The following is a 16949-nucleotide window of genomic DNA, read 5'->3' as shown; positions in this document are numbered from 1 at the left end:
AACCCAAGGCATATAAGCAAAGAAAGGAATCTCAGCTAACTTTTGGATTTACTTAAAAAAATGGGGTAACTCCAAAATAATCATTAAGTTGACTTACAGCCTAACTTTTTGTAATTTATCGATTATAAAAAAAACTAAAGTAAAAAACTTCAGATTTACATTGAAGTTGCCAATTTTATTAATAATCATTAATTGGAAACTGAAATCTCTACAGTTTCATATCAATAATTATACGGTGTTGCGTCAATTTAGATATTTAAAAGTTATCGCTCTATTGTTTTGTTGCATTTTACTGCGTGCTCAAAATATGTTTCCTGGTGCAGAAGGATTCGGTTCACACTCAAGAGGAGCATATGGCGGAGATACTTTACCTGAGATAATAAGAGTTACTACCCTTAAAGATGGTGGCCCGGGCTCGCTGCGTTCAGCTATTTATAAAAATTATCCTCGAGTTATTGTTTTTGAGGTTTCCGGAGTTATTGAACTAAACCGGACTTTGCGTATCAGGGATCCTTATGTATTTATAGCAGGTCAAACAGCCCCATACCCAGGCGTTACGCTTAAAAACTTTTCGCTAGGAATATCTACACACGATGTTTTAGTTCAAGGATTAAAAATACGACCGGGAAGTTTTTCAGGAAGGCAGATCGATGGTGTTAATATTGCCGATGACTCAACAAAACTTCATAACATAATTATCGATCATTGTAGTGTTTCATGGGCTCTTGACGAAAATATTGGTATACTTAATGGTGGTAATGGTGTGACAGTAAGTCATTGTATCATTAGTGAATGTCTCAATGCAATGAATCATTCCTGTGGTATGCTAGCAACTAGTACGGGGCAGGTTAGTATTATTAAAAATCTGTTTATCCACAATGAAGATCGAAATCCATTAGTAAGTGGTGACACTAAGGAAGCCTTAGTAGCCAATAATTTGATTTACAATAGTGATACCCATGTTATTTATTTTGGATCAATGAGTGAATTAAGAAGAAAGATGCGAGCCGCAGCTATCAATAATTACTATTATCCAGGGATAAAAAATAGAAATGAGTACATCATATCTATCAATGCAGGTATTAACCCACAAGCCCAGCTGTATTTGAGAGGTAATAAAACTGAACATGTTACAGATACTAATGCTTGGAGTAATAAGTATATTCATAATCCAGCTAATATGTCATTAAAAGCCAATGATATACCATATAAACTGCCTGTTGTCAATATTCTTTCAACAACTCACTTAAAAGATTATTTGATAGAAAATTGCGGTGCACAACCGGGTAATAGGGATGACATTGATGAGCGTATAATAAATGATCTTGTCAATTATTCAGGAAGCAAAATATTATATCCTGAAGAAGTTGGAGGTTGGATGTATGATTCACAGCATCATATTTTAGTAATTCCCGAAAATCCGCATAAAGATGATGATAATGATGGTTTTACTAACCTTGAAAACTGGGTGCATGAAATGCTATATAATGGAGCTCAGTAAAAGAGACACTTCGTATAGTGGATTAGACAACAGGCTAGGAGATAATAAATGGAATTAAAATAATTCTCATGTTATGTTATTTAAAGAAAACTACAGAAATTCAAAATTCTTAAAAATAGTCTTAATCACTTTATCTGTATTGCTGCTGATTATTCCTGATTTAATGCTTCATTTAAAAAAAGATATACTTAGTATAGGTGTTATCATTTCAAAGATATGTTTACTTCTCGCTGGAGGATTAATACTTTTAAGAATAACTAAATCGTATTACTATACCTATTTGATAATTGGCATTCCCTACATATTGTCATCCATTGCCGAGATAGTCAATATTATTGCAGTTAATTGGTATATCAGCTCTGATGGCTTAAAAGCATTGTATTATTTATCTGATAGTGAGGTTTCTGAGTTTTTTAGCAAATTTAAGATATACTTTTTAATTCCTTTGTTTTTGTTAGTCGGATACAGTTTGGTTTTGGTGTATTATAAAAAAGTATTCTATAAAGTGCGCTTAAAGAATAGCGCTATTATTATTGCATTTGTCTTAATGCTTGTCTCGATTGGATTAACTGTTTTAAAACTTACTGAAAATTCAGAATTTTATTCAGGTAAGAACCGTATCCGTCTTGCTCTTAGAAGTGGTTATATTTATGAGCATCCATTTAATTTTTATTATAGAACAGCAAGGTTATTTGTAACTAATCACCGAAACAAACTGAGTAGGGATTTGAGGAATAATTTTAAGTTTAGTGTAAGTGAAGATGATAAAAGGATTAAGCCTGAGGTAGTTATTTTTGTTATAGGTGAAGCAATGCGTTATAAAAACTGGTCGATAAATGGATATAGTAAAAAAACGAGCCCCGGTTTAGATGCATTTAAAAATTTGGTTTCATATTCTAGACATTACTCTAATGCTAATTGTACAGCCAATGCTATTCCACTGTTATTAACACAAGCTACTGCACAAACTTATCAAGATGCATTTCATCAGAAAACAATAGTGTCTCTTTTTAAAGAAGCCGGTTATCAAACGAATTGGATATCTAGTTCTAGTGGTGTTTTAAGATATTTAGATAATAGAGAAGAATCAGATTTCTTTTATAATTTAAGAACTGATTATCCAGATAATACGGATTATGGAATAATACCTACTGTTGAAAAAGTGTTAAGTCAATGTGAAGGAAGGCAGTTTATTGTCATAAATATGCGAGGAGCTCATGAGCGTCCACCTTTAAGTTTCGATTCATTTACACCAAATAGTAATTTTAAAGATTATGTACTTTCAATTGATAATGCAAAGGTTTTTGTTAATGATTATGATAATACAATTCTCTTTCAAGATTACATTTTAAGTAACGTCATTCAAAGACTTGAATTGCAAGGTAAATCATCAGTTTTTTTATTTACCTCAGATCATGCTACTCACTTATTTGATGGAGGACATTCATTATTTGGTTATGGAGCAGCCCACCCAACCGAGATAGAAACTCATATCCCACTTTTTGTTTGGTGCTCAAAAAAGTATCTAAATAATAATAAGCCCAAATTCGATAACATGCAGGTAAACAGGGGAATGCTATCAACAAATGACAACTTGTTTTTTACATTAGCAGATTTAGCAAATATAAAATATCAATACTTTAATAGGAATATGAGCTTGGCAGATTCCTTATATATTGAGCCGGAATCACGGTATGTTTATGCTAATAATCGTTTATTCGAATTTAATTATAAAGATGGCAGCAATAGTTTATTACCCTCAAATTTATCAAAGTAAGTCTAGGGTTTTATTACATTGTTTAGTTTGGCGAGTTCATTTTAATTAAAATCTTTCTTAAGAAATAACCACACAGTCTTCTCGTTATATAGTACATGATGTTAAAACTTATTTTGTAATCAGTACTATTCAATAGTCTATAATACCTTTTACCTTTTACACTTTCAAACCAATTAAGAATAGTCAATTGCTTATTAGAATTATATTCACAAAAACTAGGTAGTTCTGATCGTTCTTCGATAAAAACAACATTTGAGTTTTCTTTCTCAATAGGTTTTATGATATGGCCTGTCATATCACAATATGCCTTTAGTGGAATATTATTTCCAGCACATGTAGCGATGTATTCTTGAAGGTTAACCCGTCCTGCAGTAGGTTCAATCATGTAAAAGTCACCTGTTTTAGGGTGTTTCTTATATTCTATGGAACCAAGGCCTTTAAACTTTATTGTATCAAATATACGTAAGGTCTCATTTGTAACAAAAGAAACGTTCGCAGGTCTGGTTGAAGCTGTAGAGCCAGTCAATACTCTCCATTGCCTAATTTTCTGGCCTGTAAAATGAGCTTTGCATTCTCCATTTTCATTGTAATAGGTTAAGCAGTAATATATGTTATCATCTCCTCCTGGTATAAATTCCTGGGCAAGAATACGAGGTTCTGTCGCAAACATTTTAGGAAACACTAACTTAAAATCATTATAGCTATTAAAAATTGTTGCTTTCGGGAATCCTGAATTATGCCATTTAATTGATTTTAAAAAGGGTTTAATAATAATTGGGAATTGTAATTCTCTTACCAAATTTCCATCTTGTTCGCTTTCAATGTTTACAGTTTGTGGAACTTTGATTTTGTATTTTTTAATAACATCTTTGAGTCGAATTTTATCAATTAAAGAATTAACAATGGAGGCATCAGGGATATTAATTAACATGTATTGACTAAGTTCATTTATGTATTTAACAATGAATTCAACTTTTTCATCATTGGTTAAAAATAAAACTGGCTTAACAGAAAAACTTTTAGAAAGTTGAATTAGCTTCTTTTTCAAATCTTCAGCTGAATCATATACATATGTCTCTTGTGCAAAACGTGTTTTTAGTTCAATATGATCCTTACAGAAAGAAAACCCATACAACGGAATTTTGTATTTGTAAAGAGATCTAAGAATTCCATAGCCAGCATGTGTTATATCTAAAACAATAACAGGATTTAATTGAGGATTAGATTTCATTTCTTATTTGTTTATTGTTTGTCGATAAATTTCATCATAGCTTTCTGCAATGTTTGCCCAGTTATATTTTGTCTTTATATGCAACAACGCTTTCTGAGCTTTACTTTTAACGACGTTAGTGTTTTCCTCGATAAGCTTAATTTTTTCGACTAAATCATCACTGTTTTGATCTTTAAAAAAGGTCACATGTTCATCGTTAAATACTTCTTTATTTTCTTTTATATCACTCGCTACAATCGGTGTTTGCGTTGATGCTGCCTCTAACAGCATAATAGACATGCCTTCTGTTTCTGAGGGAAAAATAAACAGTTTTGATTTTTTAATTAGTGTTAGTAGAAGCGGTAAGTCACCAATATACCCCGGATAAATAACCTTCATGTGCTTGTATTTTTCTTGCAATTCACTAACGTACTCTTTTGCATGGCTAAGATCACCAGCTACAATTATGGTACCTTTATAATTCATTTTATCAAGAGCAGCTAACATTGTATGGCAACCTTTGGTTTTCATAATTCGTCGGGCAGCAAAAATGAAGTACTCTTTTTCTTTAAGATAGTATTCTTCTAAGAAATGATTGGCTTCACGCTCTTTATATTCATCTTTAATGGTAATTCCATTAGGGATGTAAACTACTTTATTCTTTGAACCATTATTGTATATTTTAGTCAATGGATTTGATATACAAGTGAGTGTTGCACTTGACTTTAGAAATATCTTTTCAGCTTTTTGTAGATACCATTTCTCGATTTTGGACCACTTATCTCTCAAATAAGCTGATTCATGCGAAGTAGCTACAATATTGGTTTTCTTTCGAAAGAGTGGTAAAAAGAAAGCTGCATCAATTTTATGTAGATGTATGACGTCAAATTTTCTGAACTTTAGATGTAAAGCACTGCGTAAAAAATAGAATAAAGCCCCTATGCTTCCTCCCGGCCATTGATTAAATTGCATTACTTTAACACCATTTATATGCTCTTTAGCATCATTGTTTTTATAACAAAGAATAGTGATGTCATAACGGTTCTTTAATTGCCTGATAATGTTTTCGGCAACCCTACTTGTACCCCCCTTGGAAGGAAAGTATTTTATACCATAAAAGGCAACTTTTGGCTTTTTCATATCAATAGGTTAGAATATGGAATTAATTGTCTATTTGGTTTTCAATAAGCTGTATGTATCGTTCTTTAAATTTATGAACTGAATAATTCTCTTTCAAGTGGGTATAGCCATTTTTTCCCATCGATAACATTAAGGCAGGAGCGTTAATTAATTGGATTAAATGATCAGCAATCGTCTGGTAGTTTTTAATTGGAGTCAAAAAACCTGAACGTTCATGAATCACAAGTTGATTATTGTCTCCTACATTTGTTGCCACAACTGGGAGTTTATTGTTGAGAGCTTCCATTATAGAATTGGATAGGCCTTCAAAAATAGATGTACATAAATAAATATGGGCTTTTTTGTAGTAGTCCTCAGTATTACTTGGATTGATTACTATTTCAACAGATTCAGTTAGTTTTTCCTGTGTAACTATTCTTCTAATATTTTCTTCTTCTGAGCCATATCCTATAATAAAATAGCGAAGAGGCTTATGGCTTATGGTTTTTAATGTTTTTATGGCAAGTAGTGCAGTTTGGTAATCTTTAGCTTTAACGAAACGTCCAACGCTCAAAATATTAATAACTTCTTTATTGTTATTGCTTTGCTTGGTGTTGTTAATGTCAATAGCATTGTGAATTACAATTGATTTTGATTCAACAAAGCCTTGTTGAATGAATAACTTTTGACCCGAATAATTATTAAAAATACTTGCTTTTTGGAGGTATTTGTGTAATAGTTTTAGGATGATGAATTTATGCTTAGGAAGCAGTGAGCTTCTGATACCACCATAGTTTTGACATCGATTTATTCCGATCGAGGCTATTGATGCGATCAGGTTATCGCTGCTTAAGTATGAAAAAAGACACTGTATCCTTTGTTGTACGATAAGCTTCCTTAGTTTTAATATTTTTCTTGGCCAGCTTCCTGTCAGGTGTACTTTAATTATGTTTTTATGCAAAAGCAACGCCTCGTTAAAAGGCGAAAAATCATCATACTGGTAAAAAACATAAACACGATAATCGCTACAAAGAACATTTGCCAGAAGAGCACTTTGTTTTTCAGCACCTCCTGGTTTAAGTGAGCGGATTACGATTCCTACATGTTTCATTTTAAATACCTTTTAGTCCTAAACTAAGAAATATATGCCATTGATGCTTGGTTTTTTGACTGTTGGTCAAAAATGAGTGGTTAACAACTCATTTTTTTTGTAATTTTTTTCTGTGTTTAAAATTCACAGGTGGACGGCATTTTTTATTGGGACGATAATTTTTAAAGAAATACCTTATGGATAAGAAACTATTATTAATGGCTCTGACAATATTATTTCTGATGTCATGCTCAAATAAAACTGAAAATATGAAATCTGATTCAATTAATACTAAAGCTATTTTTTTACATCATAGTACTGGTAAAACTATTTGGCGAGGAGGTAATACGTTTATACAAAAGGTGAAGTTGAAGCTAGGCTTGCCAATGGCTGTTGAGCGTTGGTTTACCAAGTACAACAAGCAAAATAGTACAAATTATATAGTTGAGGCGAGAGCTTTTCCGGCCAAAGAACCGTATGGATGGAACAATTACCCTTTTGATTATTATACGATCTGGGTTGAAAATGGACATCAGGATTATTACATGGAAGAACCAACCTTAAAGATCTTGACAAAGGAATATGGAGTTATAATATTAAAACATTGTTTTCCGGTTAGTAAGCTGAAAACTGACAGAGAAAAAATAGATATTGCTTCAGCAGAACGGACTATACAAAATTATAGATTGCAATATGAGGCTTTGTATAAAGAATTTCAGAAGTACCCTGATACTAAATTCTTGATTTGGACCCCACCGGCACTAACCGAACGAAAATCGGATGAAGAATGGGCGCAAAATATGCAAGAATTCTATTTGTGGATAAGAAACGAATGGGATAAGCCAGATGATAACGTGTTTTTGTGGGATTTTAGAGCATTGGAAACAGAAGGAGGTTTGTATCTTCTAGATAAATATGCCGAATCACCATCCGATTCTCACCCTAATACTGAGTTGGCTATCAAAGCTTATCCTTTATTTTGTAAGAAAATTGTAGAGGTTTTTAATCGATAATCTTTATGGTAGGAAAATTGACGCACCTGTTATATCGCAGTTTAACCCGAATTTTTATTGGGAAGGCAAGAATTTCTCTTTTGCGTAAAAGAGGTGTGAAGATTGGCGACGATTGCATGATTTTTAATGCTGATTTTTCCACTGAGCCTTATTTAATTTCATTGGGTAATCATGTTGCCGTTTCCAATGGAGTACGCTTTATTACACACGATGGAGCTGTTTGGATATATCGTGATGAACTTCCAGATTTAGATGTGTTTGGAAAGATTGTTATTGGCAATAATACAGTGGTTGGTATGAATGCGATTATTTTACCCAACACCGTTATTGGTGATAATTGTATTGTAGCAGCAGGTGCAATTGTAAAAGGTAGGTTTGACGATAATTCATTGATAATGGGTAATCCTGCAAAAAAAATAATGGATACGAAATTGCAAAAGCAAATGTATTTAATGAGCCCATCGAAATTTGATCTGAAAAAACTAAATGACCGACAAAAAAGAAAAGTTTTAATGGAGCGTTTTGGCCTTAAATAATAATCAAGTACACGATGAAGATATTACATGTTGCAGATAATTTGGTGATGGGCGGGAGAGAACGTCGTTTGTTGGAGTTGATTAAAGGTTTAATAGCACAGCAGCATGATATTGTTTTGGTCTTGTTTCGCGATGCTATTCATTATAAGGAAATACACGATTTACCTGTCAAGCTGATTATTTTAAAAAAGCGTTTCAGGTTTGATGCATTGATTTATTTTCAACTTTTTAAAATATGTAAGGAAAATAAACCAGATCTAATTCATTCGTGGGGAGGAGTACCATCTGTATTTAGCGGTTTGGCAGCTTATGTTTGTCGAAAAAAAATGGTGAATGGTATGATCGCTAACTCAGAGTGCAAACCATTTACAATGGACTGGAATCGGTCGCGTTTATCCTTTCCTTTCTCCGATGTAATTGTTTCAAATTCCAGGATTGGTTTAAAAGCGTATGGAGTAAGCAGAAAAAGGGGGATTGTAATTACCAATGGTTTTAATACAAAACGATTAGCCGTTGAATATGATAATGTAAATACCTTAAAAGAACTGGACATCCATAATAAGCAATTAATAGTAGGTATGGTGGCCAGTATTAATTGGCGAAAAGATTACCCAACTTTTATCAGAGCTGCTTTGCGAGTATTAGAGCAAGATACAAATATGTGTTTTGTTATAGTTGGTGATGGAGATGATCGACAAGCGATTGAACAGATGATTCCGATTGAGCAGATGAAGTATTTTAGGTTTTTAGGAAATAGGCAAGATGTTGATCGTTTTATTTCAGTTTTTCACATGGGTGTTTTGGCTTCTTTTGCAGAGGGCATTTCCAACTCTATAATGGAATATATGGCTTTTGGTAAGCCCGTAGTCGCATCAGATGTTGATGGTAATCGTGAATTGGTGGAGACTAATAAATCAGCATTTCTAGTTAAAGTTGGTGATGACGAAACAATGGCCAATAAAATACTTGAATTATTCAGAAATGATAAACTAGCATCAGAAATGGGGCAGCGAGGAAGGCAAATTATTCTGGAACGATTAACAGAGGAGCAAATGACCAGAAATTATCTGAATTTATACAATAAGCTTTTAGATTATGAAGCAATGGATAATTAATGCACTAGTTCTGTTGTTTATCGGATATTGCTATACATCCATAAACGCTCAAAATATGTTTCCTGGTTCTGAAGGATTTGGAGCTGAATCACGGGGTGCATATGCAGGAAAGCAATTGCCACAAGTTATTAAGGTAACCAACCTTGATGATGGAGGTCCAGGGTCGTTAAGAGCTGCTATCAATCGACAATATCCTAGAATTATCATTTTTGAGGTTAGTGGAGTTGTTGAGCTAAACAGAACATTGAGAATTAATTCTCCTTATGTGTTCATTGCTGGTCAAACAGCTCCTTACCCTGGAATAACACTTAAGAATTATTCCCTCGGAATATCAACTCATGATGTACTGGTTCAGGGACTAAAAGTAAGACCAGGAACTGCTTCTAACAAACAGATAGATGGAATTAATATTGCTGATGATTCAACGAAGTTGTACAATATTATGGTTGATCATTGCAGTGTTTCATGGGCACTTGATGAAAATATTGGCATTCTAAATGGTGGGGATGGAATCACAATTAGCAATTGTATCATAAGTGAGTGTCTAACGCATATGGACCATTCAAAAGGCCTGCTATCTATGCATTCAAAAAGAATAAGTGTTATTAAAAATCTGTTTGTGCATAATTCTGATCGTAATCCCCTTGTTTGGGGAGATACATATGGCGTTCAGGTGATCAACAACTTAATTTATAATAGTGATACACATGCTGTTTATTTAGGTATGTCGGGTGAGTTCAAAACGCCCATGAAAGCTGATATTGTTGGGAACTATTACATATTGGGCAAGAGAAATCGTAATGATAAGTTACTTTCTGTTCATGAAAACTTTCAAAACAATGGTAAAGTTCATATAGGTGGTAATATTACCAAAGGTGTTAACTCAATGGATCAATATAGTCGAGCAATGTTACACAATCCGGGTAATAAAAAGGTTTTCAATACTCAAATGTCTGATGAAGTAAAGAGTATTAGTGTTATAAATGCAGCTATTTTAAAGGATTATTTAATAAAAAACTGCGGGGCACATTCACGCACAAGAGATGATATTGATAACAGAATCGTAAATGATGTATTAAAGCAAACAGGTAAACGAATAGCCCTTCCATCAGAAGTTGGAGGATGGATTTATGAATCAGGTGAAAGAAAACTGAACATACCTGCTGATCTGCATGCTGACGATGATGGTAATGGATTTACGAATATAGAAGAGTGGATCCATAGTTTTCTTTAAGCAAAGAGCTCTTTTGTTCTTTAGCCATCATTTTTAATGTGTTAGTGTAATTTTTCTTTGCTTATAACAAAAAAAGGAGCATTAAAAACCTGTTATGCTTAACTTATAAATTGAGAATTGGGGAAGAATTTGAAACAAGGTGTTTAGCAGTCATAGTTATGATTTGTCATAAACGCTAACTATTGAAAATAGAAACAGAACTCAAACATTAGATTATGAAAGAAGATATCAGAACGTTTATTTCAGAAATAACATTTATCGATAAAAACACCATTGCTGATGAAACAAAGCTTTTTGAGGAAGGCATTTTTGATTCAATGGGACTATTGAGTCTAATAACATTTTTGGATGAACAGATGGGAGTGAAGACTGATGATTCCGATTTAACAGAGGAAAACTTCCAGAGCATTAATACAATTGTTTCATTTTTAGAGCGAAAAAAATCACTTGTTAACTAAGTCTTATGTGCGGAATCGTTGGGTTTACAAATGATGGTTTTGCTGTTGCACATAAAGAAGCTGTGCTCAACAGGATGCTGACTCGTATTCAATACCGTGGTCCTGATGAGTCAGGTCTGTATATTACGCCGAATTGCTCAATGGGTAACGTACGCCTTAGTATCGTTGATTTAAGTTCAGGTCAACAGCCACTTTGTAATGAAGACGGCTTCCTTTGGATAGCATACAATGGTGAAGTATACAACCACCATGAACTCAGAGTGAAACTTGAGAAAAAAGGGCACAAATTCAGAACCACTTGTGACACCGAAGTGGTTCTGCATATGTATGAAGAATATGGATCGAAATGTTTAAATGAACTTAATGGGCAGTTTGCATTTTCCATCTGGAATGAAAAGAAGAAAACATTATTTCTGGCGCGAGATCGCTTTGGTATTAGGCCATTATATTATTATCGGAGCGAAAGAAATATTGTTTTTGCTTCAGAAATAAAATGTTTATTTGAGCACCCTGAAGTTACTAGGGCGATCAATTTAGAAAGGCTTAAGGAATCTCTGATTTTTTGGGCGCCAAAATCACCTAATACTGTTTTTGATACAGTAAAAGAGTTACCACCAGGGCATTTTGTGGAAGTGAAAAACGGTTGTTTTAATGTACAACAGTATTGGAAACATCATTATCGATTCGATAAATTTAAGGGAACCATTGATGATGCAGCTGACGAACTTTATTCTTTATTGAAAAGTAGTGTCGATTTGCGCTTAAGGGCTGACGTACAGGTAGCAGCTTATCTAAGTGGTGGGTTGGATTCAAGTGTAACAACTGCCCTTGTAAATGAGATACAGCCCAACGTGTTAAATACGTTTTCAATTGGCTTTGTCGATCAGGCTTATGATGAGTCAGTGTACCAAAATGAAGTAGCCAAACACTTTGACACGAATCATACAAGTGTTTCCTGTAACAATGATGATATTTCAAAATACTTAGCTAAAGCAATCTATCATGCCGAAGCGCCTTTGTTGAGAACATCTCCAGTGCCCATGATGCTTCTATCCTCGTTGGTACGAAAAAATGGCATTAAAGTAGTGCTAACTGGCGAAGGTGCCGATGAGATGCTTGGCGGCTACAATATTTTTAAAGAAACCATCATAAGGCATTTTTGGGCTCGTCAGCCAGAGTCTAAAATCAGACCAGTCTTATTAAGAAAATTGTATCCATATATACCACAACTAAAGAATGCTTCACCAATGATGCTTCGGTTGTTTTTTGGTTATCAGCTTAATAATACTAACTCCCCTGTATATTCGCACTTGTTGCGTTGGAAAAATGGACATCAGCTAACTAATATGTTATCTACTGAAGTTTTACACCAGGTGAAAGACTATGATCCAGTGGATGAACTATCGAGTAATTTTTCAAATGAGTTTGGTGCCTATAGCCCTCTTGAAAAAGCTCAATTATTAGAATCAAAATTGTTTATGTCTGGTTATCTCTTGTCTTCACAGGGGGATCGTATGGCGATGGCCAATTCTGTTGAAGGCCGATATCCCTTCTTAGATCATCGTGTTGCTGAATTTTGTGCCACACTTCCTGATAGCTATAAGCTAAATGGCCTGAATGAAAAAGTGATTTTGAAACTAATGATGAAGGAGCAACTTCCCTCTTCTGTATTAAGACGTTCAAAACAAGCTTATCGAGCCCCAGTTGCACAAGCTATTATGCAAAATAAAAACCTTATGGAACAATACATGAACGAAGCAGCGATTAAAGAATCTGGTTTGTTTAATGCTCAAAAAGTAAGTGTGTTGCAACAGAAGTTATCAGGGAAACAGCCTGTTTCAGAGCAGGATAATATGGCCTTAATTGCAGTTTTGTCTACTCAAATATTGTACAGTAAGTACATAGCAGACTTTGAAGGTGCCTGCAAGTTGGATATGGTTAAGGGCGATTTAAAAAATAAACAAGTAATAATAAGATAAACTTCAAACCTATGACTAAACCTGTTTTCACTAAGGAAATAATAAAGTTAAATGATATTCATTCTACAATTGATATTATAATAACCAAGCTACGAAACGATGTTGGAAAGACTTTAAAACGAAGAGGAGGCATTGTTGGCATTAGTGGAGGAATCGACTCTTCAGTTACATTAGCTCTGGCAGTGAAGGCATTTGGTGCCGATAAAGTCATTGGCGTAATGCTCCCTGAAAAAGATTCAAGTGATGATAGCAAAGATTTTGCGCTTGAATTGGCCAATAAGTATGGAATAAAAGTGATTGAAGAAAATATTAGTGGAGCTCTTGAAGGCTTTGGCTGTTATACGAGACGCGACGAGGCTGTTAAAAGAGTGATTCCGGCATTTAACCCCAAAACGGATAAGATGAAAATTGGGATTCCTCCCGAATTCCTCAATACAAACTTGCCACCTGTTTTCTATGTGACAGTAATTTTTAAAGATGGTTCAGAACAAAGTGAACGCCTGCCAATGAATGAGTATTTGCAAATTGTTGCGGCGTCTAACTTTAAACAACGTAGCCGTATGTCTATGTTATATTACCACGCCGAAGCTAATCATTATGCAGTCATTGGAACACCTAATAAGCACGAGGTACAACAAGGTTTTTTTGTAAAATTCGGAGATGGTGGAGCAGATGTGATGCCAATAGGAAATTTGTACAAAACACAGGTTTATGAGTTAGCAGAAACATTAGGAGTTCCAAGAAATATTATAGAACGAACGCCAACAACTGATACATATACAGCGGAGCAAACCCAGGAAGAGTTTTTTTACCAAATGCCTTTTGAAACAATGGATTTACTTTGGTATGGTTGGGAAAATGGCTACTCTTCTGAGGAAGTCGCAGTTGCAATTAAACAAGAAAAGCAGGATGTCGAACGAATCTTTAAAAACTTTGAGCGTAAGAAGAGCACAACGGAATATCTTCGTATGCCACCGATTCATAATTATTAATTAATGAGCCATGAATTGTGTTGATTTTCTTTTGCAGGATCATACCAATCATCCTAATGATTTTATTTTAGGCCGAACAGGTGTACTTTCGTATGCTGATTTATTGAGCAATGTTTTAAAGCTTAGTAAATGGTTTGAAAAAACAGTCGGTACTGAGCAGAATATCATATTAATGATGCCTAATTCCAGCTTATCTGTAATATGCTATTTAGCTATTATGAAATCAGGAAATGTTGTTGTACCTCTAAATCCTGCAATAGAACGGGAAGGTTTTAATGATATTGTTGAACGCTGTCATCCAAACTATCTTATTGTATCCTCGCAGATTAAAAAGAAGATGAATCTTAATGTTGGTAGCGTGCTGACAGAGAATGAAGTTGATTCTATTCTTAATGTGCAGGAAAGTGTTGAATGGTATTCAAGTGCATGTATTGATGATGCATTGGCTCAGATCATATTCACATCAGGATCCACTGCAAAACCTAAGGGGGTAATGATTTCTCACAAAAACATAATCGCTAATACTACGTCTATTATCGAATATTTGCAGCTATGTGAGAAGGATATTGTTGAAATCGTACTGCCATTCTTTTATTGTTATGGATTATCATTATTACATACACACCTCAAAGTTGGTGGAAGTGTGGTTTTGAATAATACTTTCATCTTTTTAAACTCTGTTTTAAGCGACTTTAATAAGTATAAATGTACTGGTTTTGCTGGCGTCCCAAGCCATTTTCAAATATTGTTACGAAAATCAGATTCTTTTAAAAACACTAAGTTTCCGCACTTACGCTATGTAACGCAAGCCGGAGGTAAGCTGCATACCACTTTCATTGATGAGTTTCGTAAAAATCATCCTGAGATTGACTTTGTAGTCATGTATGGCCAAACGGAAGCAACTGCACGCTTGTCCTATTTGCCGGTTGAGAACTTAAAGGATAAATTGGGTTCAATTGGCAAAGGGATTCCGAATGTAGAACTGAGAGTTGTTAATAACGAAGGAGTTAAGGTACAACCCAATGAAGTTGGAGAAATAATTGCCAAAGGAGACAATGTGATGCTTGGTTATTATCAAGAAGATGAAGAAACGGCTAAAACCATTATTGGAGAATGGCTATATACTGGCGATCTAGCTACGGTTGATTCAGATGGCTTTATTTATCATGCAGCGCGTCGCAAAGAAATCATTAAAGTAGGCGGAAGGCGAGTGAGCCCCAAAGAGATTGAAGAGGTGATTGTTGGTATAGAAGGGGTAATAGATTGTTCAATTGTTGCAGTCGAAGACGAGGTGTTAGGTGAGGCTATAAAAGCTATATTGGTTGTAAATAATCAAAACAACAATATTTCTGCCGAAGATGTAAAGAGGGTATGTGCAGATAAATTGGCATCATACAAAATACCACAAGTAGTCGAGTTTCAAGAGAACTTGAATATAAACTCAACAGGTAAGAAAGTTAAAGGTTAAGCATTCATTAATTTTAGGTGAACGATTGTCATAAATTTTAAGCCGTTCGTAAAAGTCAATTCGCAAAACTTTTTTTTTGACTAATGCTATTTTTTTATAGAGGAAATGCTATTTATTTGTGTTGAGTTAATTGTATTGGTTGTTAGTGGGTTGTGGAATTAAAATAACTCATGTAAAAGCACTGTACTTTTGCTTTTTTTGCTCGTAATTTACTCAGGATTGTAAAGGAATTGAGTCGGGATGAGAAATATTGAATCTATAGGAGCTATAGGTGTTACACGCAGTATTGAGCAGGTAGAAAAAAAACGTGTTCAGGAGACGGTAGTGCAGAATAGTGCGCTTGCAAAAAAGACGATTCTGAATTCGGTTAGTAAAGATGTAAAGTCCTATTTTCTTCAGCACGTTTCAATTGACTCTATCTCAACCGCTGTCATTAATGATAATTCGCACCCTCTATATTTATCCGATAATCAGCAGGACATTCGTAATGTTATTAACGTTAGGCAAATTAACGACGTTAGGTATATTAATAAGTATTTGTGCCAAATAAACAAGTACTTGCCTGATGCAGGTATTCTTATTGGCTGTGTTGAATCAACGAGTAATCGAAAGCAAAAACTTTTTAAGGGCCAAATTTCTTTTTGGAAGCGATTATATTGGTTGTATTGCTTCATTATTCATCGTGTATGGCCCAAAGTCCCTAACCTAAAAAAGTTATATTTCTTTCTCACCAAGGGAAAATATCGTTGGTTAACCATCGCTGAAGTACTCGGTCGTGTGGTGAGTTGTGGATTTGATATCATTGAATTCAAAGAAATAGATGGCAAGGTGTATTTTGTAGTTATGAAAACGCATGACCCTGATCATAATATGCACCCTTCATATGCGCCGGTATTCCCTATGAAAAGGGTTGGGAAAAATGGCAAGCTTATTAAAGTTTATAAGTTTAGAACAATGCATCCATACTCTGAGTATTTACAAGACTATGTAATTCGATTAAATGGATACAATGAGGTGGGTAAGCCGGCAAATGATTTTAGATTAACCCGTTGGGGGCGATTTTTTAGAAAGTACTGGTTAGATGAATTGCCTCAAATCTTAAATGTGTTAATTGGTAATATGTCCATTGTTGGAATGCGTCCATTAAGTCAAACTCGCTTCAATGAATTGCCAGAAGACGTGAAAAGAATGCGTGTAAAGTTTAAGCCAGGTTGCATTCCTCCGTATGTAGCTTTAAATATGCCCGATAGTGAAAACAATATTGAAGCTGAAAGGATTTATATGAAGGCTAAAAAGCGCTCGCCATTTTTAACAGATGTAAAGTATTTCTTTCAAGCATTTTATAATATTTTTAGTGGAAAGATAAGTAGTTCATAATACTTGGAGTTACCCCATAATACAGATGCCTATCTCATGGATTTCTTAGTTAACAAGGGTTTGCAGGGAATGCTAAGTGA

At 34.4% G+C, this 16949-nt stretch carries 14 protein-coding genes; 11 read left to right on the top strand and 3 right to left on the bottom strand.

The window, feature by feature from the left end; all coding sequences use genetic code 11:
- Positions 1-88 precede the first annotated feature (88 nt).
- Positions 89-1501 (top strand): hypothetical protein, encoded by a 1413-nt coding sequence (locus JIV24_RS20600; RefSeq protein ID WP_200466972.1) that lies wholly within the window; start codon positions 89-91, stop codon positions 1499-1501.
- Between the two features lie 73 nt (positions 1502-1574).
- Complete coding sequence (locus tag JIV24_RS20595) at positions 1575-3278, top strand: phosphoethanolamine transferase (RefSeq protein ID WP_200466971.1); 1704 nt, start codon at positions 1575-1577, stop codon at positions 3276-3278.
- A gap of 22 nt (positions 3279-3300) precedes the next feature.
- On the opposite strand, the gene JIV24_RS20590 is transcribed toward JIV24_RS20595, so the two are convergent.
- Genes JIV24_RS20590 through JIV24_RS20580 form a run of 3 tightly spaced genes read right to left on the bottom strand, consistent with a single transcriptional unit; the run spans position 3301 to position 6718 of the window.
- Positions 3301-4509, bottom strand: coding sequence for a carboxylate--amine ligase (locus JIV24_RS20590; RefSeq protein ID WP_200466970.1), 1209 nt, complete (start codon positions 4507-4509; stop codon positions 3301-3303).
- Between the two features lie 3 nt (positions 4510-4512).
- Positions 4513-5628: a glycosyltransferase family 4 protein gene (locus JIV24_RS20585; RefSeq protein ID WP_200466969.1), complete on the bottom strand. Its 1116-nt coding sequence runs from the start codon at positions 5626-5628 to the stop codon at positions 4513-4515.
- Positions 5629-5650: 22 nt separating this feature from the next.
- The gene (locus JIV24_RS20580; protein WP_200466968.1) at positions 5651-6718 is read right to left on the bottom strand and encodes a glycosyltransferase family 4 protein; all 1068 of its coding nucleotides are present in this window, start codon (positions 6716-6718) and stop codon (positions 5651-5653) included.
- Between the two features lie 176 nt (positions 6719-6894).
- Between JIV24_RS20580 and JIV24_RS20575 the strand changes: the two genes are divergently transcribed.
- The 9 genes from JIV24_RS20575 to JIV24_RS20535 all read left to right on the top strand — a co-directional run bounded on the left by JIV24_RS20575 (position 6895) and on the right by JIV24_RS20535 (position 16869).
- Entirely contained in the window at positions 6895-7710 is an 816-nt protein-coding gene (locus JIV24_RS20575) for a hypothetical protein (protein ID WP_234445909.1), read from the top strand.
- A gap of 5 nt (positions 7711-7715) precedes the next feature.
- Positions 7716-8246 (top strand): acyltransferase, encoded by a 531-nt coding sequence (locus tag JIV24_RS20570; RefSeq protein ID WP_200466967.1) that lies wholly within the window; start codon positions 7716-7718, stop codon positions 8244-8246.
- Between the two features lie 14 nt (positions 8247-8260).
- Entirely contained in the window at positions 8261-9361 is a 1101-nt protein-coding gene (locus JIV24_RS20565; protein WP_200466966.1) for a glycosyltransferase, read from the top strand.
- Entirely contained in the window at positions 9342-10595 is a 1254-nt protein-coding gene (locus tag JIV24_RS20560; protein ID WP_200466965.1) for a pectate lyase, read from the top strand. The genes JIV24_RS20565 and JIV24_RS20560 overlap by 20 nt, the downstream gene beginning before the upstream one ends.
- Positions 10596-10810: 215 nt before the next feature.
- A complete protein-coding gene (locus JIV24_RS20555; RefSeq protein ID WP_200466964.1) occupies positions 10811-11053 on the top strand; it encodes an acyl carrier protein in 243 nt (80 codons plus the stop codon).
- A 5-nt stretch (positions 11054-11058) separates the two neighbouring features.
- Positions 11059-13032, top strand: coding sequence for an asparagine synthase (glutamine-hydrolyzing) (gene asnB, locus JIV24_RS20550; protein WP_200466963.1), 1974 nt, complete (start codon positions 11059-11061; stop codon positions 13030-13032).
- An 11-nt stretch (positions 13033-13043) separates the two neighbouring features.
- Positions 13044-14024 carry an NAD(+) synthase gene (gene nadE / locus JIV24_RS20545; protein ID WP_200466962.1) on the top strand — a complete coding sequence of 327 codons (981 nt, stop codon included), beginning with the start codon at positions 13044-13046 and terminating at the stop codon, positions 14022-14024.
- Positions 14025-14034: 10 nt separating this feature from the next.
- Positions 14035-15492: a class I adenylate-forming enzyme family protein gene (locus JIV24_RS20540; RefSeq protein WP_200466961.1), complete on the top strand. Its 1458-nt coding sequence runs from the start codon at positions 14035-14037 to the stop codon at positions 15490-15492.
- 240 nt (positions 15493-15732) lie between these two features.
- Positions 15733-16869 (top strand): sugar transferase, encoded by a 1137-nt coding sequence (locus JIV24_RS20535; protein ID WP_200466960.1) that lies wholly within the window; start codon positions 15733-15735, stop codon positions 16867-16869.
- Positions 16870-16949: the final 80 nt, after the last annotated feature.

Source organism: Carboxylicivirga marina, from assembly GCF_016612505.1.
GTDB lineage: Bacteria > Bacteroidota > Bacteroidia > Bacteroidales > Marinilabiliaceae > Carboxylicivirga > Carboxylicivirga marina.
Note: the sequence above shows the minus strand (reverse complement) of the source record. Positions and strands in the feature narration are given on the sequence as shown.